Consider the following 21,083-nt stretch of genomic DNA (forward strand, 5'->3'; position numbering starts at 1 on the left):
TGGTTCCTTACAGCTCGATCGGACGCTGCCCAACCACGGACAGGTCATAGCCGTCAAGCGCGATCAGGCTGTGCTGGCTGTTGCTGAGCAGGACCATGTCATGCACGCCCAGTTCGGCGAGCAGCTGCGCGCCCACGCCATAGTTGCGCAGTTCGTCCATGCCGGCCGGGGCGGTGCCGGCATGTGCCTGCACGCAACGGGTGACGAAATCGCCCTCCTCATTGCCGGTCAGGATCACGATGATGCCCGATCCTTCCTGGCCGATAATCTCCATCGACTTGGCCAGCAGCCCGGCACGACCGCCCTCCGCACCATAGACATCGTCCAGCAGCGACAATTGATGCATGCGCACCAACGTCGGCTGGTCCGATGCGACATGGCCCTTTTGCAGGACCAGCTGCTCGCTCTGCGTCGCCTTGTTGTAGAAGCTGATCGCTTTCCAGTCGCCGCCCCACTTGCTCTGGAACGTGGTTTCCGAGCGGCGCTCGACCATATGGTCGTGGCGGCGGCGATAGGCGATCAGGTCGCGGATCGTGCCGATCTTCAGCTTGTGCTTCTGCGCGAAGATGATGAGGTCGTCGAGGCGCGCCATGGTGCCATCGTCCTTCATCACTTCGCAGATGACGCCGGACGGGTTGAGGCCGGCGAGGCGCGCGACGTCGACCGCCGCTTCGGTATGGCCCGTGCGCACCAGCACGCCGCCGTCGCGGGCGATCAGGGGGAAGACATGGCCCGGCGTCACGATGTCCGCCTTGCCCTTCGCCCCGTCGATGGCGACCGATACGGTACGGGCGCGATCGGCGGCGCTGATGCCGGTGGTCACGCCTTCGCGCGCTTCGATCGACACGGTGAAGGCGGTTTCGTGGCGGGTGCCGTTGTTGCGGCTCATCAGGTCCAGGCCCAGCTGATCGACGCGATCCTTGGTCAGCGCCAGGCAGATCAGGCCGCGGCCATGGGTGGCCATGAAGTTGATCGCATCGGGGGTCGCCATCTGCGCGGGGATGACCAGATCGCCTTCATTTTCGCGATCCTCATCATCGACCAGGATGAACATGCGGCCGTTGCGGGCCTCGTTGATGATTTCCTCGGGGCTGGCGAGCGCGGTGCCACCTTCGCGCTTGAGCAGATAGGCTTCCAGCTTGCCGAGCGTATCGGCGGTCGGATTCCAGTCGCTCTCGCCCAGCTTGCGAAGGCTGTTGGCGTGCAGGCCGGCGGCGCGCGCCAGGCCGGACCGGGACATGCCGCCATCGGTAACGAGGCTGCGGACGGAATCGAGAAGCGCGGACGACATGACAGAAACTCCTTCCCCTATGGGATGGCGTTCATATCACATTGCAATGTGATTATTTCAAGTGAGGAATCACAATAAGCTGTTCAGCCTGGCGCGATTATCGGGCGCGCAGGCTTTGCATCCGGTCCAGATAGCGGGCCAGTACATCGATTTCCAGGTTGAAGGTGCGGCCGTCGACCAGCCGGTCCAGCGTGGTCGCGGCGGCGGTGTGGGGGATGATGTTCAGGCCGAAATGCACGCTGCCGTCGGCCTGATCCTCCACGCTGTTCACCGTCAGCGAAATGCCGTCGACCGTGATCGACCCCTTGGCCGCAAGCGCGGCGGCCAGTTCGGCAGGCGCGCTGATGGTCAGCCGGGTCGAATCGCCCTCGGTCGTGGCCGACACCAGATGACCGATGCCGTCGACATGGCCGGTGACGATATGGCCGCCCAGTTCGTCGCCGACTTTCAGCGCCCGTTCCAGATTGAGCCGGCCGCCTTCCGCCCACAGGCCCGGCGCGGTGCGCGTCACGGTTTCGGCCGACAGATCGACCGCAAACCAGTCCGGGCCCTTTTCCACCACCGTCAGGCAGGCGCCCGAACAGGCGATCGACGCGCCGATGGCCACGCCGTCCATCGCATAGGCACAGCCGATGACGAGGCGCAGGTCGCCGCGCTGCTCATGGCTGCGGATGGTGCCGATGTCGGTGATGATGCCGGTGAACATGCGCTTCGATCCATTCACTATATAGAATGTTCCCCGGCGAAGGCTGGGGTCCAGCCCCGATCGTGGAACTGGACCCCAGCCTTCGCCGGGGAACATGATAAATCCCTAGGCGCTGCGCACCGCTTCGTAAACCTCCAGCCGATCGGCGCCCAACGCGCGCGTGTCGGTCATCCGCCAGCGGCCATGCGCGTGGGCAAGGTCGGTCAGGCCGATATCACCGATCCCGGCCAGTCCGTCGCCGATGACGATCGGCGCGCGATAGAGCAGCAGCCGATCGACCAGATCGGCGCGCAGGAAGGCCGCTGCCGCTGCTGCGCCGCCCTCCACCAGCAGATGGTCTACCCGGTCGAGCGTGGCGATATCCTGCGGCGCGCCAATCCGTTCCCAGCCGGCGGGCGCGTCTCCCCGAGTCAGCACTATGCGGCGCGGCGACCGCGCCTCCAGCCCGGCCAGCCGCACGTCCAGGCTGGGCGCATCGGCGCGCAGCGTGCCGCCGCCCACCAAAATCGCATCATGCCGCGCCCGCTCCATATGGGCATGGGCGCGCGCATCCGGCCCGGTGATCCAGCGGCTCGATCCGTCGGGCAGCGCAATGCGGCCATCGAGCGACAGGCCAAGCTTCAGCGTCACATGCGGCCGGCCCAGCGTCTGGCGCAGCACGAAGCCGCCCATGGCGCGCGCGGCTTCATCCGCCATCAGGCCCATCTCGACGGTGACGCCGCGCTCGCGCAGCCAGCTTGCGCCTTGTCCGTCGGTGCGCGGATCGGGATCGCGCAGCGCGATCACCACGCGCGCAACCCCGGCCCGCGCCATCAGGTCGGCGCAGCGCGGCCCGCGCGGGGACAGATGGAAACAGGGTTCCAGCGTGACATAGGCGGTGGCCCCCGCCGCCCGGTCCATCGCCTGATCCAGCGCCTGCGCCTCGGCATGGGGGCGGCCGCCCTTCTGGGTCCAGCCGCGCCCTACGACATGGCCGTCCCGAATGATCAGGCAGCCGACATTGGGATTGGGGGTGGAAAGGCCCCGCCCGCGCCCGGACAGGGCGATGGCGGCGGCCATATAGCGTCGGTCGTCAGCAGGCGAAGGCGACATGATCAGGGCCCGGAGCTTAGGGTTGGACGCTCAGGGTTGGGCGGCAGGCGCCGGCTTTGCGCTGGCCTGCGGTCCGGCCTTGCCCGTGGCTTCCGCCTTGGCCAGCCGGTCATCCAGCATCGCGTCGATCGCCTTCACCGCTTCCTTGCGCTTGGCGGTGTTGCGGGCTTCTTCCTCGCGCCATTCGATGCCGAACGCGTCCGCATAACCCTGCATCTTGGTCTGCTGCTTGACCAGCGCGGCCTCGCGCTTCGCAAAATCGATCTTCTGCTGCAGGATGATCGCTGCGTCGGACCGGTTCGCGTCCCAGCTCTGGACGTAGATGATCTTGTTGCGCGTGGGCATCGTGTTGGTGTTCGCGTCGATCACGAACGTCCACACGATGACATAGGTCAGCGCAATGGAAACGCCCAGCAGCGGCCATTTATGCTGCCGCTGCTGCTTGAAATAGCCCCAGAAGTCGCCAAGCGCACTTTTGGGGGAAACGGGACGGGGAAAGATCGCCATGCCGCCCTTATAGGACAGGGCGGGCGCCAATGCAAAATGGTCCATGCTTACCTCCATTTTCCTGCCCCCTCCCGATCGTCCGGAGGGGGCAGGGGGCGACACCGAAGGCGAAGGAGGGGCCGATTCTTATCGATCCGTTAGGGTGAACCGCACCGTCAGGGTCTTGGTCGATATGATCGCCACGCCGTCGCGGGTGGCGGGACGGAAACGCCATGTGCGCAGGGCATGGCGCTGGGTCGCCAGCCAGAAGCTTTCGTCGGTGGCGCTCACCTTTTCGATGGCGGTGACGCGCCCTTCCGGGCTGATGGTGACGCGCACGGTCACTGCGCCCTCTACGCCCTGGCGAATCATCGTGCCGGGATAGTCGGGCTGGAACGCGGCCTTCGCGCGGGGATCGATCGATGCCTCGGTCAGCACCGGCTCGCTCAGGGGCGGGGGTGGCGGAATATAGGGCGGCGTGGTTGGCCCGATGTCGCCATGCCCGTTGCTGCCGATCAGGCTCGTATCGCCGGTGGGCATGTTCACCAGCGGATCGAGCGCGGTCGGCCGTTCGGGTTGCGGTTGCGGCTGGGTCGGCAGCTTGGGATCGGGCTTCACATCGTCCACCGGGTCGAGCGGCGGTGGCGGCTCGATCGGAATATTGACGCCGGTAATGGGCGGCGAAGGGCTGAATGTGTCGATGACTTCCTTGGGGAGCAGCAGAAAGGCGCCGATCACCAGCGCATGCACCGCCACGGTGCCGCCCAGCCCCAGCGGGGACTTGCGCCCCGCGCCATAACGCGATTGTCCGCTTGCCTGCCCCGTCATTCCCATGGTCATGAGTCGCATCGTCTGGCTCCTCTTGGGCAGGCTGCGTTAAATCCGACGCGGATCGCCTGCTCTAACTTTTCGTTTTCGCATCGTTTTAAGCGGAAAACCGGTTCCCACTTTTCCGCACGATGCTCCATGTGTCGCATCCTCTCGCCGGTGCCCGATTCTCACGATGGAAACTCGTCCGCCGATGAAATGATACAACATCATTATATGATATGTTGCAACATCATTTTTAGGGTCTGCAATATAGGCGCCGCATCGGGACATATGGCGGCAAAGCGCAGCTGCGAGGGGAAGGGCGATCCCGCTTTCAGGAGCCTTCATGCATTTTCGCCCATGTCTTTCTGCTGTCCAACTCGCTGTCGCACTTCTGGCGTCGACACCTTTGCTGGCCCAGCCGCCGGCTGCGCCCGAAGGTGGCCCTTGGGCTGCCGATGCCGATGGGGACGGGCGCATCACCCGTGACGAGATGGCCACCTATATGGAGCGCCGCTTCGGCCTGATGGATCAGGATAGCGATGGGCTGGTGCCGGTACGGGCGATGCAGCGCATGCTGGGCCACGAACCGCAGGTGCGAGGGCAGACGGAATCGGCGCAACGCGGCCCCGGCAAGGGGCGCGGTGGACCCGGTGGGGGTGCTAGCCGAGGCGCTGGTGGTCCGCCGCCGGGCGGTCGTCCGCCCGAAGGAAAGCGCGCCGATGCCGGGTCGCCGCCGCCTCCGCCACCGGGTCGTGCGATGCCTTATCCCGAGGATAGTAATGATGATGGCCAGATCGACCGCGCCGAATTTCTCGCGCCCGCACTCGCTCTGTTTGCCGATCGGGATCGCAATGGCGACGGCGTACTGACCGCGGACGAACTGCCGCCTCCACCGCCACACGGACCTCCGGAAGAACCGGAAGATTAAGCCATATGGTCAGGAACCGGCTGCCTTCTCTCCTCTGCGCGGCCGGTTCCGCCGGGGCGTGTCGTTTGGCCCGATACGCCCCGGCATTTTTTGGGAAACGTGCTGGTGCGCATTTTCATTACCGCACCAGCCCGCTCCCCCACCCGGCCACCCATAGAATACTAGCGTTGGGTGGCCGAATGGAGGAGCGGGCCGGTGCGGGTCGTTTCAGAAGATCCTATCGATGGCATGGATCGCCAGGCCGACCAGCCCGCCGACCAACGTGCCGTTGATGCGGATATATTGCAGGTCGCGGCCGACCGCATTTTCCAGCCGTGACGTGACCGTGCCCGCATCCCATCCACGCACCGTGTCGCTGACAAGGCGGACGATCGCATCGCCATAGCTGGCCGTCGCCCCCACCGCCGCGCGCCGGACGAAACGGTTGATGACCAGCCGCAGCCGTGCCTCCTCCTGCAACGTTCCGCCCAGCGCGCGCAGCGCCTCGCCCAGTCGCCCGGCCATCGCCTTGCCCGGATCGCGCACCGCGCGCAGCAGCCCGCCGCGCGCCTGTTCCCACATCCCCTCGATCCAGCGCTGCATCGCCGGATTGTCGACGATCTCGTCGCGGATCTTGGCGACCTTCGCCTGCATCTCCAGATCGAATTGAAGGTCGAAGGCCAGCTTGGCCATGCCTTCCTCGGCCTTCAGGCGCAGGCTGTGGCCCGGATCGGCGGCCATGTCCGCCAGCATCTTGCGCAGGCCGGAAAGGATCGCATTGGCCAGATTTTCGTCCAGACCGGTCCAGCGCAGCACCTTGCCCGCACGTTCCTGCACCATCTGCCGGATCAGATGGTCGTTCGCCTCCAGCGTGCGGTCGGCCCATGTGATGATGCCGTCCATCACCGGCGCATGGCGGCCGTCGCGCATCGCCGCCTCGATCGCCTGACCCACCAGCGGGCCGATATTGATGGCGCGCAGACGCTGGCCGATCGCGCCCTTCACCATGCCGCCCAGCCGCTCCTGGTCCAGCGCCTCCAGCACGTCGGCGATCAGGCGCGACGCGCCCTCGCGCAGCCGTCCGTCGCTTTCGGAAGGACTGGCCAGGAAGCGCCCGGCCGCCGCCGCGACGTCAATATGGCGCATCCGCCGCGCGACCACGGCGGGAATCAGGAAATTGTCGCGCAGGAACAGCGCCAGCGTGTCGCCGATCCGATCCTTGTTGCGCGGGATGATGGCGGTGTGGGGGATGGGCAGGCCCAGTGGATGGCGGAACAAAGCCGTGACCGCGAACCAGTCGGCCAGCCCACCGACCATCGCCGCCTCGGCAAAGGCCTGGACGAAAGCGATGGCGGGATGGAGATGGACGGTGGCGCGCGCGGCGATGAACAGCGCGGCCATCGCCACCAGCATGCCCGTCGCCACCAGCCGCATCCGCTGGGCGGGGTGGGGCGTCAACAGGTCTTTGGGCCGGGGCAGGCGAAGCAGCGTCATGACCCCTTAACGGTTACGCTGCCGTTTCGTTCAGGCAAGGCATTCTTTTGGGCGGGTGGCCCGACTTCGCCTGAACGATCGCTGTCATTCGGCGGGGTGCACGGCGCTCCGCACCGGTTGCCCATCGTCGCCCGGCTTGTAGGTCAGCAGGCCCCGGCCCAGCCGCGGGCCGATCCAGCTTTCCAGGCCGATCGCCAGGCTGAAAATGGCCGGCACGATCACCAGCGTCAGCACCGTCGACAGCAACAGGCCGCCGATCACGGTGATGCCCATCGGCGCGCGCCAGGCGGCGTCGCCCGACAGCGACAGGGCGGTCGGCACCATGCCCGCGACCATCGCCACGGTGGTCATGACGATCGGCTGGGCACGCTTGTGCCCGGCATCGATGATCGCGACCTTCTTGGGCACGCCCTTCTCCATTTCCTCCAGCGCGAAGTCGATGACGAGGATGGAGTTTTTCGCCACGATGCCCAGCAGCATCAGCAGGCCGATGAACACGGGCATCGACACCGGCTGTCCCGCGATATGCAGCGCCAGCGCGCCGCCCAGCGGGGCCAGCAGCAGCGACCCCAGATTGACGAAGGGCGGCATCAGACGCTTGTAGAGCAGGGTGAGCACCGCCAGCACCAGCAGGATGCCGGAGAAGACGGCGATGATGAAATTCTGGATCATCTCCGCCTGCCACTTGGCGTCGCCCGCGTTCAGCTTTTGCACGCCCTGGATCTTGCCGGCGACGATGTCCTTCATCAGCGGCAGGGCGTTGATCTTGGCCATCGCCTGGCTGGTGACGATGCCCGGCGCCAGATCCGCGCCCACCACGACGCGGCGAATCTGGTTGTAGCGGCGGATCTGCGTCGGCCCGGCGCCAAAGCTGATGTCGGCAACGACCCGCAACGGCACCGATCCGCCCGACACGGTCGGCACCGGCAAATTCTGGATCGTGCCGATATCCTTGCGGCTGTCCTCCGCCAGGGCGACGCGGATCGGGATCTGGCGGTCGGACAGGGAGAATTTGGCGCTGTTCTGATCGATGTCGCCGATCGTCGCGATGCGGATCGACTGGCTCAATGCCATCGTCGTCACGCCCATGCTGGCGGCCAGGTCCAGGCGCGGCTTGATGATGATTTCGGGGCGCTGCAAATCGCCCTGCACACGCGGCGCGCGCAGTTCATGGATGCCGGCCATTTCATGAACCAGTTGGTTGGCGGTCTTTTCCAGCAGCGCCGGATCGTCCGACCCGAACATCATGATGATGTCGCGGCCGAAACCGCCGCCCGACTGCGACTGGAAATTGACGCGGGCATCGGCGACGGTCTGGAATTTGGGCGCAACCTTGCGTTCCCAATCGACCGAGCTGATCGGCCGATCCTTCTTCAGCGTCAGGAAGATGTCGGCGCTGGTCGGCTCGATATCGGCGAAGGCGGCCTCCACCATATCCTTGTCGGCGCTCAGCATGTCGGCGACCTTGCGGGTGATGGCTGTGGTCTGCTCCAGCGTGCTGCCCGGCACGGTTTCGATCTTCACCTGACTGAAATCGGTGTTGGTCGTCGGCTGGAAGGTCATGGGCAGCGTCGCGAAGGCGACGATGGTGGCGGCAAAGGCCAGGAAGCCGAAGCCCAGCGTCCAGACGCGATGGTCGGTGAAGAAGCCGGCTGCCTTGTTGCGGAATCCGCCGCGCGCGCGCCGTTCCTTCGCCTTCTCGTCATTCAACGACCAGCGCAGCACGCCCATATAGCGGTCCATCAGCCAGCCTTCACCATGACTTTCCTCACCGTGGGCCTTCAGGAAATAGGCGGCGATCATCGGCGTGATCAGGCGCGCGACGGCCAGGCTCATCAGCACCGACACTACGACCGTCATGCCGAACTGGATGAAGAATTGTCCGGCCAGCCCCGGCATCATCGCGACCGGCAGGAACACCGCAACGATCGCCATGGTGGTCGCCAGCACCGCCAGACCGATTTCGTCCGCCGCGTCGATCGACGCCTGATAGGCGCTTTTGCCCATGCGCATGTGGCGCACGATATTCTCGATCTCCACGATCGCGTCATCGACCAGCACGCCTGCCACCAGACTGAGCGCCAGCAGCGAAATGCCGTTCAGCGTGAAGCCCATCATGTCCATGAACCAGAAGGCGGGAATCGCCGACAGCGGGATGGCCAGCGCGGAAATCATGGTCGCGCGCCAGTCGCGCAGGAACAGGAAGACGATGACGACCGCCAGCACGGCGCCCTCGATCATCGCCGACATGGCGCTGTGATACTGGCCCTTGGTATATTCGACGCTGGTGTAGAGCTGCTTGTACTGAACCTTGGGATTTTCCTTTTTCAGCTGGTCCAGAACCTTCATCGCCTCGTCATAGACGGTGACGTCGGACGACCCCTTGGCCTTTTCCAGGCTGAAGCTGGTGACCTGACGGCCGTTCATCAGCGACAGGCTGCGCTGTTCGGCATACATGTCGCGCACGGTGGCCAGATCGGCCAGTTTGACGGTGCGGGCGCCGGAAATGGCGATCTGGGTATCGCCCAGCGAGCGCGCATTGGCGGCGTTGCCCAGCACGCGGATCGATTGTTCCGCGCCGGCGATTTCGGTACGGCCGCCCGCCGCGTTCAGATTGACCTGCTGCAATTGCGCATTCACCTGCGCGGCGGTGACGCCATAGGCCTGCAACTTGGCGGGATCGAGGATGACGCGAATCTCGCGGCTGACACCGCCGCCGCGCTTGACCGCGGCCATGCCGCTGATCGACAGCAGCCGCTTGGCGATGGTGTTGTCCACATACCAGGACAATTCCTCCAGCGTCATGTCGGTCGCTTCGGCGCTGAAATAGGCGATCGGGCCGCCGTCCACGTCGATGCGCTGGACCTGCGGTTCCAAAATGCCGTCGGGCAGGTCGCTGCGGATCTGGTCCACGGCGTTCTTCACGTCCGCCACCGCGCGATCGACCGGCGTGCCGATCTGGAACTGGACGTTGGATAGCGACTGGCCTTCGGACGCGAAGGATGTGATTTCGTCCACGCCGCTGATGCCGCGCACGGCCGCTTCGACTCGCTGGGTAACCTGGGTTTCCAGTTCGGTCGGGGCCGCGCCCGGTTGCGACACGATCACGCTGACCATCGGGAAGCTGACGTCGGGATTATTGTTGACGTCCATCCGCATGAAGCTGACGACACCGGCCAGCACCAGGGCGATGAACAGCACCAGCGGCGTCACCGGATTGCGGATCGCCCATGCGGACATATTGCGAAAATTCATGACGCGCTTCCTTCACCGGGCGCGGTCAGGCGCCCGTTTCCTCCCGATGCCCCCGATGCGGACGATCCGCCCGCAACGGTCTTTCAGCGGCCCTTGGCCAGTTCCGGCTTCACCTTCTGCCCCGGCGTCAGGAAGGCGCCGGCGGAGGTGACGATCTGTTCGGTGCCGGTAATGCCGCTGGTCACCGCGACGCCATTGTCGGACACCTGGCCGACGGTCACGTCGCGCCGTTCCACCTGGCCCTTGGCATTGACGACATAGACATAGCTGCCCTTGGGGTCGCTCTGCACCGCCGATTCCGGCAGCAGCGGCGCGGTACCCGAACCGCTGGTCAACATCGCCGAAGCAAAGCCACCGGGGCGGATCGCCGCATTATAGGGGATGGCGATACGGGCGATGCCCTGCCGCGTCTGCGGATCGACCACGGGCGATACCTGCCATACGCGGCCGGCGAATTTTTGCGTGCTGCCGATCGGCGTGACCGTGGCGCTGTTGCCCGCGCGCAGCGTCGCCAGATCGCCTTCGGCCACCTGCGCCTGCATTTCCATCTCGCCATCCTTGGCCATGCGGAACAGCGTGCCGCCGCCGGCCTGGACGATCTGGCCGGGTTCGACCGTGCGGGTCAGCACCAGACCGGATGCCGGCGCGCGAATGTCCAGTCGACCGGTGCGGGCCTGCTGTTCGGCCAGCTGCGCCGCCGCCACGCGCACCTGCGCTTCGGCCTGATCGCGGGTCGCGGTGCGCTGATCGATGTCGGCCGCGCTGATGAAGCCGCGCCCGACCAGCGCCTTGGCGCGATCGAGCTGGGCCTGTGCGAGCTTCGCATTGGCGCGCTGCACCTCCACCTGCGCGGCGAGCGATCGGACCTGTTCGGCCTGAACGGAGCGTTCGACGGTGGCCAGTACCTGGCCCGCGCGCACCCAGTCGCCCGGCTGCACCAGCACGCGCGTCACCATGCCGCCTTCGCCGACCACGCCAACCGGCATGTCGATCCGTGCGGCGAGCGATCCGGTCGCGCTGACGGTGCGGGCGACGGTGGACTGGCCGGGGCTGACGACGGTGACGACGGGCACCTGCGCGGTGGGCGCGGCGGTATCGCCCGCCTTATCCCCGCGCATGGATATGAAGGCGGCTGCGGCCACCAGCACCACCACCACGCCGCCGCCGATCAGCAGCAGGCGCTTGCGTCGCCGGCGCGCATCGTCATCGTCGATGACCGTCATGGAATCGCCCACCAACTGGGTTTCGTAATTCATCCCGCTTCTCGTCTCTCCGGCGCATCCGCCCTGTTGGCAGCTGTGTTATATGAATATAGCACCACCCTCAAGCCCCAATATCATGGTTCGAAGCGGGTCGGCAAAGCGATTATGCGCGATGGATGGCGCGGGAAGGGCGGCATATCGTGCCATTCCTTCCCCTGCGATCACATTGACTTGCCAAAATTGCCGGACTGTGGCGCTATGGGGAACGGGTCGATGCTTATATATAAAAAGGGAACGCAGCATGGACTTGCTGGGATGGATCGTGGTCGGCCTGCTTGCAGGCGCGATCGCGCGACTGATCATGCCCGGCCGCGATCCGGGCGGATGCGTGGTCACGATATTGCTGGGGATAGCCGGGGCTTTGTTCGCCGGCTTTGTCGGGCGACTCGCGGGCTTCTACGCACCGGGGCAGAGCGCCGGGTTCGTCGCCGCGATACTGGGATCTGTGGCCGTACTGGCCTTGTATCGCTGGTTCGCGGCGCGACGCTGAAATGAAAAAAAGAGGCTGCGCGGTGGCGCAGCCTCTTTTGCTTTTACAGGATGTCGTGCGGGTTCAGCGCACCGATCCGCGACGGACCAGATTGACGATCGCCAGCAGGATGATCGCACCGACCAGCGACACGAGGAAGCTGTACAGCGTCAGACCTTCGTTGATCGAACCGCCGCTGAAAATCAGGCCGCCGATGAAGGCGCCCACGATGCCGACGACGATATTGAGCAGGATGCCCTGCTGTGCGTCCGTGCGCATGACCATGCTGGCGAGCCAGCCGATGATGCCGCCGACGATAAGCCACAAGATGATGCCCATGATACTCTCCTTGACCACGCCCCCAGCGGGTTGGGTGCTGCATTCAACGGAGCAGAAGGCGTCCCGTTCCATGCTCCGAAAATGATTCCGGGACGGAAACCATCTTGGCTTTGCGTCGTTTGTGCCCCCCGCGAATGAAAAAGGGCCGCCGGATCATTGTCCGGCGGCCCCTTCATGTCCGCGGTCAGATCGCTTGAGCGGCGATCAATATTTCTGCTGCCGCTCATAGAGCGACTTATAATATTGGATGCGGGTGACGCGCAGGCCATGCATGCCCGAACGGTCGACCGCGCGCTGCCAGCCGGCAAATTCTTCCAGCGTCAGATTATAGCGCGCACAGGCTTCGTCCACGGTCAGCAGACCGCCATTGACCGCTGCGACCACTTCCGCCTTGCGCCGCACCACCCAGCGGGTCGTATCCGCAGGCGGCAGGCTGTCCAGCGTCAGAGGCTCTCCAAGCGGCCCGACGACCTGGGCGGGCTTGATTTTCTGGTTCTCGATCATTCTTACCCTCAAAGTGCGGCACTGGCGTTACCGATTTCGGCGTTGTTTTCCGATTATGTGCGTCAGCCCTGAAGAACGGCTAAAGCGCCACGGTAAACACAGCCTTCATCTTTCATGCCCCCTGGCTAAACGGCTCGCGATCAACGGGTTGAAGCTTCCCGCGAGACGCACGGCTTCGATCTTGCCGCCGGAACGTGGCGCGAAAATTCCCGCCAGTTCCTGGACCCAGTCATCGCTTCCGCCCTGCCCCCGCAGGACGCCCGCCACCGCCTGCGCGGTAGGACTGGCCGCCTGCGCAGCCGCCGTGGCAGCCCGCAAAAACGGCCAGGCCGGCACGCGCGGCCGGCTGAGGGGTCTGGGAGCGCCAGGTTTCAGCCCGCCGCCCCGAAGGAAACTCAGATCCATGACCCCCTTCTACCGACCAATGGATAAGGGTCCGTAAACTCGAAGACGGTTTCGTGACTCGTCCGGTCGCCAATCTGCGTCGATCCGGCCCGAAAGGGGGCAAATGGGCGTCACACTTTGTTAACTTTTGCGAAGCTGTGTCCCTTGCACTATATGCCCGCCCATGCAGCCTCAGTTTCAGCTTCCCCAGCCGCTCAATGAGCGGCGTATCGTCGTCGCCATGTCGGGCGGCGTGGACAGCAGCGTCGTCGCGGCGCTGGCCGCCAAGACCGGCGCCGAAGTCATCGGCGTCACGCTCCAGCTTTACGATCATGGCGCCGCGGTCGGCCGCACGGGCAGCTGCTGCGCGGGGCAGGACATACGTGACGCGCGCGCGGTCGCCGACCGTATCGGCATCGCCCATTATGTCTTTGATTATGAAACCGCCTTCCGCGATTCGGTGATCGCGGACTTTGCGGACGAATATATGGCCGGCCGCACGCCCATCCCCTGCGTGAAGTGCAATATGGGCGTGAAGTTCACCGATCTGTTCCAGATCGCGCGCGATCTGGGCGCCGACTGCCTGGCCACCGGCCATTATGTCCAGCGGATCGAGGGCGCGGCGGGCGCGGAATTGCATCGCGCCGCCGATCCGGCGCGGGACCAGAGCTATTTCCTGTTCGCCACGACTCAGGCGCAGCTCGACTATCTGCGCTTCCCGCTGGGAGGCCTGCCCAAGCCGCAGGTGCGCGAAATCGCTGCCGAACTCGGCCTGTCTGTGGCCTTGAAGCCCGACAGCCAGGACATCTGCTTCGTGCCCGACGGCGATTATGCCAAGATCGTACGGAAATTGCGCCCCGATGCGGACGAGGGCGGCGACATCGTCCATATCGACGGTCGCACGCTCGGCCGGCACAAGGGCATGATCCATTTCACCGTCGGCCAGCGCAAGGGACTGGATATCGGCGGCCAGCCCGATCCGCTCTATGTCGTGCGGCTGGAGGCCGAAAGCCGCCGCGTGATCGTGGGGCCGAAAGCGGCGCTCGCTGTATCGGGCGCGGTGCTCAGCGACATCAACTGGCTGGGCGGCGACTTCACCGGACCGCTGACCGCCAAGGTGCGCTCGATGGCCAAGCCCGTCCCCGCTCGCCTCGACGGCGACCGCCTGCTCTTCGACGCGCCCGAATATGGCGTGGCACCGGGCCAGGCGGCGGTCCTCTACGCCGGTGAGCGCGTCCTGGGCGGCGGCTGGATCGCACAGACGCAAGCGGCGATGGCGGAAGCGGCCTGACCTTCATTCACACCGTCATGTCGGACTTGATCCGGCATCCCGCTGTTCTTGGGGCACAATAGAAGAAGCGGAATCCCGGCCTGCTCCGGGACGAGGGTCAAGAATCAGCCGCAGCATCCTAGCATCCCCCCAAACCTTGCCCTTTTACGCCCCCGCGCGTAAGGCCCGCGCGTCATGACTCGCCCGCTCACCTTCGCCATCCCCAAGGGCCGCATCCTCGATGAAGCGCTGCCCCTGCTCGCCAAAGCCGGTATCGAGCCGGAGGCGGAGTTTCACGACAAGAAGAGCCGGGCGCTGCGCTTCGCCACCAACCGGCCCGACGTGTCGATCATCCGCGTGCGCGCTTTCGACGTCGCGACCTTCGTCGCCCATGGCGCGGCGCAGATCGGCATCGTCGGCTCCGACGTGGTCGAGGAATTCAACTATTCAGAACTCTACGCGCCGGTAGACCTCGACATCGGCCATTGCCGCCTGTCGGTCGCCGAGCCGGTGGACGCCGCGGACGAGGATCAGGCCGCGATGAGCCATGTCCGCGTCGCGACCAAATATCCCCACCTTACCCGCCGCTATTATGAAAAGCGCGGGCTTCAGGCCGAATGCGTGAAGCTGAATGGCGCGATGGAACTGGCCCCCTCGCTGGGCCTGTCGCGCCGGATCGTCGATCTCGTTTCGTCGGGCGCGACGCTCAAAGCCAATGGCCTCATTGAAACCGACATCATCATGCAGATCAGCGCGCGCCTGATCGTCAACCGCGCCGCTTACAAGATGCGTTCGGCCGAACTCTCGCCGCTGGTGGAGGCGTTCCGCGCCGCCGTGGGGGTGAAGGATGCCGCTTAACCTCTCCACCACCGATGCCGATTTCGCATCCGCCTTCACCGCACTGGTCGACGCCCGCCGCGAAGCGGACGAGGATGTGTCGCGTGATGTGACCGCGATCCTGAAGGCGGTCCGCGCCGGCGGCGACGCCGCGCTGGCCGACTATACGCAGCGTTTCGACCGCCACGATCTGGACGTCAGCGGCTGGGCCGTCACCCCAGCGGAAACCCGCGCGGCGCTCGACGGTATCTCGACCGAATTGCGCGACGCGCTGGAACTCGCCGCCGCGCGTATCACCACCTATCATGAAAAGCAGAAGCCGCAGGACAGCGACGGCGTGGATTCGGCCGGCGTTCGCCTGGGCGCGCGCTGGAACGCGGTCGATGCGGCGGGCCTCTATGTGCCGGGCGGCCGCGCCGCCTATCCCAGTTCGCTGCTGATGAACGTCATCCCCGCCAAGGTCGCGGGCGTGCAGCGCATCGCCATGGTCACGCCGACCCCGAACGGGGAGATCAACCCGCTGGTCCTGGCCGCCGCGCAGATTGCGGGGATCGAGGAGATCTGGCGGGTAGGGGGGGCGCAGGCCGTTGCCGCGCTTGCCTACGGCACCGACCGGATCAAGCCTGTGGACGTCATCACCGGTCCCGGCAATGCGTGGGTCGCCGAAGCCAAGCGTCAGCTTTACGGCGTGGTGGGCATCGACATGGTCGCTGGCCCGTCGGAAATCGTCGTCGTCGCCGATGGCAAGAACGACCCGGAATGGACCGCCGCCGACCTGCTCAGCCAGTCGGAACATGATCCGACCAGCCAGTCTATCCTCTTCACCGACGACGCAGCCTTTGCCGATGCGGTGGCTGCCGCCGTCGAGCGTCAGATCCCGACGCTCTCCACCAGCGCGGTCGCCCGCGCCAGCTGGGACGCCAATGGCGCGATCATCATCGTGCGCGATTTCGATGAAGCCATGCCGCTGGTCGATCGCCTGGCTGCCGAGCATCTGGAACTGGCCGTGGACGATCCCGAATCGCTCTTCGCGCAGGTGCGCCATGCCGGCTCCGTGTTCTTAGGTCGGATGACGCCCGAGGCCGTCGGCGATTATGTCGCCGGGCCGAATCACGTTCTGCCCACCGGCCGCCGCGCCCGCTTCTCGTCGGGCCTGTCGGTGCTGGACTTCATGAAGCGCACCAGCTTCCTCAGCCTCACGCCCGCAGCCATCGGCGCGATCGGCCCCGCCGCGGTCGCGCTGGCGCAGGCGGAAGGGCTGCCCGCGCATGCCGCTTCGGTGGCGCTACGCCTCAAATAATCAGCCGTTCGCTTCGAGCGAAGTCGAGAAGCGGTTCTCGACAAGCTCGAACCGAACGGAGTAGGGAATTACTATGAACGACCGCTCCAAATCCCGCTCCGCCGCGCGCCTCGCCGCGGTCCAGGCGCTCTATCAGCTCGAAATGGAGGGTACCCCCGTCCATATCCTGCTGCACGAATTCCATCAGCACCGCCTGGGCGCCACGATCGAGGACGTCACCTACGCCCAGGCCGAAGAGCCTTTCTTCGACGATATCGTGCAGGGCGTTGATCGTCGCCGCGACGAGATTGACGGCCTGATCACCGCCCGCCTGTCGAGCGGCTGGAGCCTCGACCGGCTCGACAAGCCGATGCGCCAGATCCTGCGCGCCGGCACCTATGAACTGCTCGCCCGGCTGGATGTCGGCACCGGCACCGTCATCAGCGAATATGTCGATGTCGCCCACGCTTTCTACGACAAGCGCGAATCGGGCTTCGTCAACGGCCTGCTCGACGGCGTGTCGAAGGACGTGCGGAAGTAACTGTCCGCAATATCGTTCCTCGGCGCAGGCCGGGGAACGTCTTTTTCGCATAACAGGCGCTGCGCTGCTGCAAATGCGTTAGAGTTGGCCATGTCCGCCGAATCCCGCTTCCTCACCCTGCTGCGCCTGCTGGCGAACGATCCCGCCGCGCAGGGGCTGAGCGACGATGTGGCTGTGCTGCCCTTTGGTGCCAGCCGCCTGATCCTGACCAGCGACACGATGGTGGAGGGGGTCCATTATCTCCCCACCGATCCGCCACAGGATATCGGCTGGAAGCTGGCGGCGGTGAATCTGTCCGACCTTGCGGCCAAGGGCGCGCGGCCGGTCGGCTGCCTTTTGAATTATGCGCTGTCGGGTGACGAGGCGTGGGACGAAGCCTTTGTCGCCGGCCTGGGCGAAGCGCTCGACCGGCATGCCATGCCTTTGCTGGGCGGCGACACGGTGAAGATGCCCGCCGGCTCCGCGCGCAGCTACAGCCTGACCGCGATGGGCGAAGCGACCGGGCCTGTCCCCACCCGCACCGGCGCGCAGCCGGGCGACCGTCTCTATGTCACCGGCCCGGTCGGCGATGCGGGCATCGGCCTGTCGCTGGCGACTGCTGACCCTGCCGCATCCGGCCCGTTGGTGGAGGCCTATCGCCGACCGCGCCCGCGCCTTGCCGAAGGCGCGTTGCTCGCGCCGGTCGCCAGCGCGATGATGGACCTGTCCGACGGCCTGCTGATCGACGCATCGCGCATGGGCGTGGCCAGCGGCGTCGCGATCGTCATCGACCATATCCCCCTGTCGGTCGCACTGGAAAAGGTGCGGGGTGCCAGCGTCGCCGTGCAAATCGCCGCGGCGCGGGCGGGTGACGATTATGAACTAATCTTCGCTCTGCCCCATGGCGTCGCACCGCCCGTGCGCGCGATCCCCATCGGTCATGTGGCCGACGGATCGGGCCTGACCCTGAAGATCGACGGCGCCGTCATCCCGCTGCCCGACAGCCTGGGCTGGGAACATGGCTAACTGCCGCCCAGCACGTTGATGGTGAAGGCCAGAATGCCGAGGTTGAACAGGAAGGCGGCGAGGCATTGGAACAACACCGTCCGGCGCATCCCACTGGCCGTTATCGACACGTCCGACGTCTGGAAGGTCATGCCCAGCGTGAAGGCGAAGTAGAGAAAATCCCAATAGCCCGGCTCGTCCGTCTCCGGAAAATCCAGTCCGCTACGATCGCGCCCCTTATCGCCGGGCAGGTAGAAATTATGGGCATAGTGCATCGCATAGACGAGGTTCGAAAACAGCCAGGCGATCAGCAACGTCGCCAGCAATAGCGCGATCGTCCACCCATTCGGCCCGCCATGCTGGCTGACCGCCACGCCGACCGCGACCAGAATGACCAGGCTGACGATCCCGGTCAGCAGCAGCATCAGTTCTCGATTCGCATCGTTCGCCTGCGTATTGCGCCGCATCGTGGCGGGCGCTGCGTCGATCAACGGCACGACGGACGCCATGAAGGCGACGGCGGCCATATCGAATCCTGCCATCGCCGCTTCATGCCAGGGCAGCATCAACGCCAGCGGCGCGATAAGCGCCAGCAGCGCCAGGAACATGCCATAACGCCAGGGGAAAAGAGAAGAGGAGCGCATGCCCGATATCAAAGGCGTCTGCGCCCCATCTGACAAGAGGTTACTGTCGGGTGCTTACTGACGGGGCTTATAGCACCGCCGCGATCAGCCCGCGCGCCTGCGCCTCATTGGCTTCCAGATACCAGTTTTCCGGCGCCTTCTCCAACAGCTCCTCCATCGTCACCTGCGATCCCAGGATCAGGTTGGCAAAGCCCTCATTCTGGATTTCGATCGACGATTCGATTTCGTTCAGCGTCGCCTTCAGCGTCGCGATGCAGGTGGACAGCGGCCCGGCCAGCTGGATATTTTTGGTGATGATCCGCTCATGGATCATCAGCCGCGTGCCGCGCGTCAGATAGCGATTCTCCGTCGCGAAGAAGCTCATGAAGGTGGCGCCGGCCGAATAGACCGCCGTGCGCCCCATGAACACCAGCCGCCGATCGGGATAGAGATCGGAATGAAAACGAATATCCTCGCCCATCAACCGGGCAATTTCCGGATCGCCGCCCAATGTGGAAATCTCCACGACGACAAGGCCGGTCTGCGGCGCGGTGGACAGGCAATTTTTGAAATGCAGATACATGCCATGGTCGACCACGCCCGACAGCATGATCGACGGAAATTCGAAATCCTTCGGCGACAACAGGGGGGCGGTCATCAACATCGGCGATCCTCAATTTTGCGACAAGTCGGCCTGCACTACGCGCCAGCCGCAAAAAGGTGCCGTGCTTTCCCACTGGCGCGGGCCGCAACAGGCTGTAAAGAACAGATCATGACCAAAGGGCGGAAGCTATGATCGCGAAACTCAAGGGGCTGCTGGACAGCACCGGCATCGACCATGCCATCATCGACGTGGGCGGGGTCGGCTATCTGGTCGGCGCCTCGTCCCGTACGCTCGCGGCCCTGGGGCCGGTGGGAGAAGCGGTGACGATCCACACCGAAATGCTGGTGTCGGACGACGCGATCCGCCTGGTCGGCTTCGCCCGTGCGGAAGAGCGCGACTGGTATCGGCTGCTCACCCATGTCCAGGGCGTGGGATCGCGCGTGGCGCTGGCGATCCTGTCCGCACTGGAACCGCATGACCTGCACCGCGCGATCGCGACCGGGGACAAGGCGATGATCGCGCGCGCAAATGGCGTCGGCCCGAAACTGGCCCAGCGCATCGTCAATGAATTGAAGGAAAAGATCGGCGCGGTGGCGACCGGCGGTCCGTTGGGGGCAGGCGGCGCGACGGCGATGCCGGTCGGCAATCACAGCAGCGACGCGCTGTCCGCGCTCCAGAATCTGGGCTTCAAACCCCATGAGGCCAGCGTGGCGGTCGCCGCCGCCGAAGAGGATCTGGGCGAAGGCGCCAGCCTCGACGCGCTGGTGCGCCTGGCGCTGCGAAAGGCGGCGAAGTGACCGACGACGATCGCCTCATTACCCCCGCCCGGCGTCCCGAAGATGTCGACGCGGCGCTGCGACCGAAATCGCTCGACGAGTTCGTCGGCCAGCAGGCGGCGCGCGAAAATCTGCGTATCTTCATCCAGGCGGCCAAGTCGCGGGGCGATGCGCTGGATCATGTGCTGTTCTTCGGCCCGCCGGGGCTGGGCAAGACCACCTTGGCGCAGATCGTCGCCAAGGAAATGGGCGTGGGTTTCCGCGCCACATCCGGCCCGGTCATCGCCAAATCCGGCGATCTTGCCGCCTTGCTCACCAATCTGGATGAGGGCGACGTCCTGTTCGTGGACGAAATCCATCGCCTCAACCCTGCGGTGGAGGAAGTGCTCTATCCCGCGATGGAGGATCGCGCGCTCGACCTGATGATCGGGGAGGGGCCATCGGCCCGCTCGGTCCGCATCGACCTGCCGCCCTTCACTTTGGTCGGCGCGACGACGCGGCAGGGGCTGCTCACCACGCCGCTGCGCGATCGCTTCGGCATTCCGGTGCGGCTGCAATTCTATACGGTGGACGAACTGGAACTGGTGGTGCGCCGCGCCGCGCGGCTGCTCGACCTGGCCATTACCCCCGACGGCGCGATCGAGATCGCCCGCCGTTCGCGCGGCACGCCGCGTATCGCTGGACGACTGCTGCGCCGGGTTCGCGATTTCGCCAATGTCGCGGGCGCGCCCAGCGTCGATCGCCAGGTCGCCGACGCGGCGCTCATGCGGCTGGAGGTCGATCATCTCGGCCTCGACCTGATGGATCGGCGGTATCTGATCATGATCGCCGACATTTATCGCGGCGGGCCGGTCGGCGTGGAAACGCTGGCGGCGGGCCTGTCCGAAGCGCGCGACACGATCGAGGAAGTGGTCGAACCCTATCTGATCCAGCTTGGCCTCATCGCCCGCACGGCGCGCGGCCGCTGCCTCAACGGCCCCGGTTGGAAGCATCTGGGCATCAATCCGCCGCAGGATGTGCAAAACGGCCTCTTCGATTAGGAAACAAACGGAAAAGCGTGGCCGTTACGGCAAGGCACCGTTATAGCCTTGCTTAACGCATAGGTGCGCATCAGACGTGCCGGAAACCGCAGGAGTCGAGCCTTGAGGGCCATCGAGAAATTCCCCA

22 protein-coding genes are annotated in these 21,083 nt (G+C 65.3%); 9 read left to right on the plus strand and 13 right to left on the minus strand.

Going from position 1 to position 21,083, the window contains the following annotated elements; all coding sequences use genetic code 11:
• Positions 1-7: 7 nt before the first annotated feature.
• The 5 genes from ribB to F4U94_RS08745 form a co-directional block, all read right to left on the minus strand.
• Positions 8-1,291 carry a 3,4-dihydroxy-2-butanone-4-phosphate synthase gene (gene ribB, locus F4U94_RS08725; protein ID WP_120251230.1) on the minus strand — a complete coding sequence of 428 codons (1,284 nt, stop codon included), beginning with the start codon at positions 1,289-1,291 and terminating at the stop codon, positions 8-10.
• A gap of 97 nt (positions 1,292-1,388) precedes the next feature.
• A complete protein-coding gene (locus F4U94_RS08730) occupies positions 1,389-1,997 on the minus strand; it encodes a riboflavin synthase (RefSeq protein ID WP_120251229.1) in 609 nt (202 codons plus the stop codon).
• A gap of 105 nt (positions 1,998-2,102) precedes the next feature.
• Positions 2,103-3,089, minus strand: a complete 987-nt coding sequence (gene ribD, locus F4U94_RS08735; protein WP_269462510.1) for a bifunctional diaminohydroxyphosphoribosylaminopyrimidine deaminase/5-amino-6-(5-phosphoribosylamino)uracil reductase RibD — start codon at positions 3,087-3,089, stop codon at positions 2,103-2,105.
• A 30-nt stretch (positions 3,090-3,119) separates the two neighbouring features.
• Positions 3,120-3,641: a hypothetical protein gene (locus F4U94_RS08740; RefSeq protein WP_120251227.1), complete on the minus strand. Its 522-nt coding sequence runs from the start codon at positions 3,639-3,641 to the stop codon at positions 3,120-3,122.
• A gap of 81 nt (positions 3,642-3,722) precedes the next feature.
• Positions 3,723-4,424: an energy transducer TonB gene (locus F4U94_RS08745; protein WP_427772514.1), complete on the minus strand. Its 702-nt coding sequence runs from the start codon at positions 4,422-4,424 to the stop codon at positions 3,723-3,725.
• 307 nt (positions 4,425-4,731) lie between these two features.
• Here F4U94_RS08745 and F4U94_RS08750 point away from each other — a divergent pair, with 307 nt between their 5' ends.
• Positions 4,732-5,316 carry an EF-hand domain-containing protein gene (locus F4U94_RS08750; RefSeq protein WP_120251226.1) on the plus strand — a complete coding sequence of 195 codons (585 nt, stop codon included), beginning with the start codon at positions 4,732-4,734 and terminating at the stop codon, positions 5,314-5,316.
• A gap of 207 nt (positions 5,317-5,523) precedes the next feature.
• Here the strand turns inward: F4U94_RS08750 and F4U94_RS08755 are convergent, their stop codons facing one another.
• The 3 genes from F4U94_RS08755 to F4U94_RS08765 form a co-directional block, all read right to left on the minus strand.
• The gene (locus tag F4U94_RS08755) at positions 5,524-6,789 is read right to left on the minus strand and encodes a DUF445 domain-containing protein (protein WP_120251225.1); all 1,266 of its coding nucleotides are present in this window, start codon (positions 6,787-6,789) and stop codon (positions 5,524-5,526) included.
• A gap of 84 nt (positions 6,790-6,873) precedes the next feature.
• Entirely contained in the window at positions 6,874-10,044 is a 3,171-nt protein-coding gene (locus F4U94_RS08760; RefSeq protein ID WP_120251224.1) for an efflux RND transporter permease subunit, read from the minus strand.
• An 83-nt stretch (positions 10,045-10,127) separates the two neighbouring features.
• On the minus strand, positions 10,128-11,300 hold the full coding sequence (locus F4U94_RS08765; protein ID WP_120251223.1) for an efflux RND transporter periplasmic adaptor subunit: 1,173 nt from the start codon (positions 11,298-11,300) through the stop codon (positions 10,128-10,130).
• Between the two features lie 247 nt (positions 11,301-11,547).
• Between F4U94_RS08765 and F4U94_RS08770 the strand changes: the two genes are divergently transcribed.
• On the plus strand, positions 11,548-11,796 hold the full coding sequence (locus F4U94_RS08770) for a GlsB/YeaQ/YmgE family stress response membrane protein (protein WP_120251222.1): 249 nt from the start codon (positions 11,548-11,550) through the stop codon (positions 11,794-11,796).
• Positions 11,797-11,859: 63 nt separating this feature from the next.
• Here the strand turns inward: F4U94_RS08770 and F4U94_RS08775 are convergent, their stop codons facing one another.
• From F4U94_RS08775 to F4U94_RS08785, 3 genes are all read right to left on the minus strand, one after another.
• Positions 11,860-12,114, minus strand: a complete 255-nt coding sequence (locus F4U94_RS08775) for a GlsB/YeaQ/YmgE family stress response membrane protein (protein WP_093082464.1) — start codon at positions 12,112-12,114, stop codon at positions 11,860-11,862.
• A 204-nt stretch (positions 12,115-12,318) separates the two neighbouring features.
• Positions 12,319-12,618 carry a CtrA inhibitor SciP gene (gene sciP, locus F4U94_RS08780; RefSeq protein WP_120251221.1) on the minus strand — a complete coding sequence of 100 codons (300 nt, stop codon included), beginning with the start codon at positions 12,616-12,618 and terminating at the stop codon, positions 12,319-12,321.
• A 105-nt stretch (positions 12,619-12,723) separates the two neighbouring features.
• A complete protein-coding gene (locus tag F4U94_RS08785; RefSeq protein WP_120251220.1) occupies positions 12,724-13,023 on the minus strand; it encodes a hypothetical protein in 300 nt (99 codons plus the stop codon).
• A gap of 163 nt (positions 13,024-13,186) precedes the next feature.
• On the opposite strand from F4U94_RS08785, the gene mnmA reads away from it, so the two are divergent.
• The 5 genes from mnmA to thiL all read left to right on the plus strand — a co-directional run bounded on the left by mnmA (position 13,187) and on the right by thiL (position 17,934).
• Entirely contained in the window at positions 13,187-14,293 is a 1,107-nt protein-coding gene (mnmA, locus tag F4U94_RS08790; RefSeq protein ID WP_120251219.1) for a tRNA 2-thiouridine(34) synthase MnmA, read from the plus strand.
• A 174-nt stretch (positions 14,294-14,467) separates the two neighbouring features.
• On the plus strand, positions 14,468-15,130 hold the full coding sequence (gene hisG, locus F4U94_RS08795; RefSeq protein WP_120251218.1) for an ATP phosphoribosyltransferase: 663 nt from the start codon (positions 14,468-14,470) through the stop codon (positions 15,128-15,130).
• Positions 15,120-16,409, plus strand: a complete 1,290-nt coding sequence (gene hisD, locus F4U94_RS08800; protein ID WP_120251217.1) for a histidinol dehydrogenase — start codon at positions 15,120-15,122, stop codon at positions 16,407-16,409. Before hisG ends, hisD begins: the two co-directional genes overlap by 11 nt.
• A gap of 73 nt (positions 16,410-16,482) precedes the next feature.
• Entirely contained in the window at positions 16,483-16,929 is a 447-nt protein-coding gene (gene nusB / locus F4U94_RS08805) for a transcription antitermination factor NusB (RefSeq protein ID WP_120251216.1), read from the plus strand.
• Positions 16,930-17,019: 90 nt separating this feature from the next.
• Positions 17,020-17,934, plus strand: a complete 915-nt coding sequence (gene thiL / locus F4U94_RS08810) for a thiamine-phosphate kinase (RefSeq protein WP_120251215.1) — start codon at positions 17,020-17,022, stop codon at positions 17,932-17,934.
• Here the strand turns inward: thiL and F4U94_RS08815 are convergent.
• Both F4U94_RS08815 and F4U94_RS08820 read right to left on the minus strand, forming a co-directional pair.
• Positions 17,931-18,557, minus strand: coding sequence for a DUF1345 domain-containing protein (locus F4U94_RS08815; protein WP_120251214.1), 627 nt, complete (start codon positions 18,555-18,557; stop codon positions 17,931-17,933). The genes thiL and F4U94_RS08815 overlap by 4 nt on opposite strands.
• Positions 18,558-18,624: 67 nt before the next feature.
• Positions 18,625-19,200 (minus strand): Clp protease/crotonase-like domain-containing protein, encoded by a 576-nt coding sequence (locus tag F4U94_RS08820; protein ID WP_120251213.1) that lies wholly within the window; start codon positions 19,198-19,200, stop codon positions 18,625-18,627.
• Positions 19,201-19,328: 128 nt separating this feature from the next.
• On the opposite strand from F4U94_RS08820, the gene ruvA reads away from it, so the two are divergent.
• Together ruvA and ruvB are read left to right on the plus strand one after the other, a co-directional pair.
• A complete protein-coding gene (gene ruvA / locus F4U94_RS08825) occupies positions 19,329-19,937 on the plus strand; it encodes a Holliday junction branch migration protein RuvA (RefSeq protein ID WP_120251212.1) in 609 nt (202 codons plus the stop codon).
• The gene (ruvB, locus tag F4U94_RS08830) at positions 19,934-20,956 is read left to right on the plus strand and encodes a Holliday junction branch migration DNA helicase RuvB (protein WP_120251211.1); all 1,023 of its coding nucleotides are present in this window, start codon (positions 19,934-19,936) and stop codon (positions 20,954-20,956) included. Before ruvA ends, ruvB begins: the two co-directional genes overlap by 4 nt.
• Positions 20,957-21,083 lie beyond the last annotated feature (127 nt).

Origin of the sequence: Sphingobium limneticum (assembly GCF_008710155.1) — a bacterium.
GTDB classification, from domain to species: Bacteria; Pseudomonadota; Alphaproteobacteria; order Sphingomonadales; family Sphingomonadaceae; genus Sphingobium; species Sphingobium limneticum.